Source organism: Enterobacter sp. CM29 (assembly GCF_013179605.1).
Taxonomy (GTDB): Bacteria; Pseudomonadota; Gammaproteobacteria; order Enterobacterales; family Enterobacteriaceae; genus Enterobacter; species Enterobacter intestinihominis.
Genome location: NZ_JABMCU010000329.1, coordinates 1 through 1943 on the forward strand (window position 1 = coordinate 1; position 1943 = coordinate 1943).

Here is a 1943-nt window from a genome sequence, read left to right on the forward strand (position 1 = left end):
ACGATGAGCTGCAATCGGTCCTCGACCGCGCCTGGGTCAGCGAGTTTTTGCCGCTGCTTGCGCAGGGTGTCGATACCGTCATTGGCGATCAGTCTGCCGGGCTGTCAGTGGGCCAGGCACAGCGCGTCGCGGTTGCCCGTGCGCTGCTGAACCCCTGTTCGTTAATGCTGCTGGACGAACCCGCCGCCAGCCTGGACGCTCACAGCGAGCAGCGCGTGATGGATGCGCTTAACGCAGCCTCACGCCAGCAAACTACCCTGATGGTGACCCACCAGCTGGAAGGTATTGCCGACTGGGATCAGATCTGGGTGATGGAAAACGGACACATTGTTGAGCAAGGCGATTACGCCGCGCTTGTTGCCGCGCAGGGGCCCTTTGCGACCCTGCTGGCGAACCGTCAGGAGGATATCTGATGCGCGCCCTGCTTCCCTATCTTGCTTTGTATAAACGCCACAAATGGATGCTGACGCTCGGGATCGTACTGGCGATTATCACTCTGCTCGCCAGCATCGGCCTGCTTACGCTTTCTGGCTGGTTCCTCTCCGCGTCTGCGGCCGCAGGCTTTGCCGGGCTATACAGCTTTAACTACATGCTGCCTGCCGCCGGGGTGCGCGGCACGGCGATTACGCGAACTGCCGGGCGCTACTTCGAACGCCTGGTCAGCCACGACGCGACCTTCCGCGTGCTGCAACACCTGCGTATTTATACGTTCAGCAAATTGCTGCCCCTCTCCCCTGCCGGGCTGGCACGTTTTCGGCAGGGCGAATTACTCAACCGCGTAGTTGCGGATGTGGATACGCTGGATCACCTCTATCTGCGCGTCATCTCGCCCATGGTGGGCGCGTTTGTGGTGATTGTCGTGGTCACGCTGGGGTTGAGTTTCCTGGATGTTCCCATCGCACTGACGCTCGGCGGCATCATGCTGATGACGCTGATTATTCTGCCGCCCCTGTTTTATCGTGCAGGTAAAACCACCGGGGAAAACCTGACGCGTTTGCGCGGGGAATACCGCCAGCAGCTCACCTCCTGGTTGCAGGGTCAGGCCGAGCTCACCATTTTTGGTGCCAGCAAGCGCTACCGCACCCGTATGGAAAATACGGAACTGAACTGGCATGAAGCCCAGCGTCGCCAGTCTGAACTGACCGCGTTTTCTCAGGCGCTGATGATGTTAATCGGTGGGTTTGCCGTTATCGCCATGCTCTGGATGGCCTCCGGTGGCGTGGGCGGTAACCCGCAGCCTGGCCCGCTGATTGCGCTGTTTGTTTTCTGTGCCCTGGCAGCCTTCGAAGCCTTAGCCCCGGTCACCGGCGCCTTTCAGCATCTCGGCCAGGTGATTGCCTCTGCGCTGCGCATTACGGATATTGCAGAGCAGGAGCCGGAAGTGAAGTTCAGCGCGGGTCAAACCATCGTGCCGGAGCAGGTCGCGCTGACGCTCAGCAACGTCACCTTCGCCTACGACAAGCAGGCGCAAAACGCGCTGGAAGATATCAGCCTTTCTGTTGATGCCGGGCAGCGCATTGCGATCCTTGGCCGTACGGGATGTGGCAAATCGACGCTTCTGCAACTCCTCACGCGCGCCTGGGACCCGCAGCAGGGCGAGATTCGGTTTAACGACCTTCCGCTGTCTGATTATAGCGAAGCGGCCTTGCGTAAAACGGTCAGCGTCGTGCCCCAGCGTGTGCACCTGTTCAGCGCTACGCTGCGCGATAATCTTCTTCTGGCGGCACCGGACGCCTCTGACGATACGCTGCGGGCGATGCTGGAACAGGTTGGGCTGCACAAGCTGCTTGAGGACGACGGGTTGAACAGCTGGCTGGGTGAAGGGGGCCGACAGCTTTCCGGCGGCGAACTGCGTCGTCTGGCCATTGCGCGCGCCTTGCTGCACGATGCGCCGCTGATGTTGCTGGATGAACCGACAGAAGGTCTGGATGCGACAACCGAGA

2 protein-coding genes are annotated in these 1943 nt (G+C 60.6%); both read left to right on the forward strand.

Features of this window, described 5'->3' with window-relative positions:
- Nucleotides 1-413, forward strand: a 413-nt coding sequence (locus tag HP459_RS22665) for an ATP-binding cassette domain-containing protein (protein ID WP_171936894.1), incomplete at its 5' end; no start/stop codon positions are given.
- On the forward strand, nucleotides 413-1943 hold a 1531-nt coding region (gene cydC, locus HP459_RS22670), incomplete at its 3' end, for a cysteine/glutathione ABC transporter ATP-binding protein/permease CydC (protein WP_171936895.1). The genes HP459_RS22665 and cydC, both read left to right, overlap by 1 nt.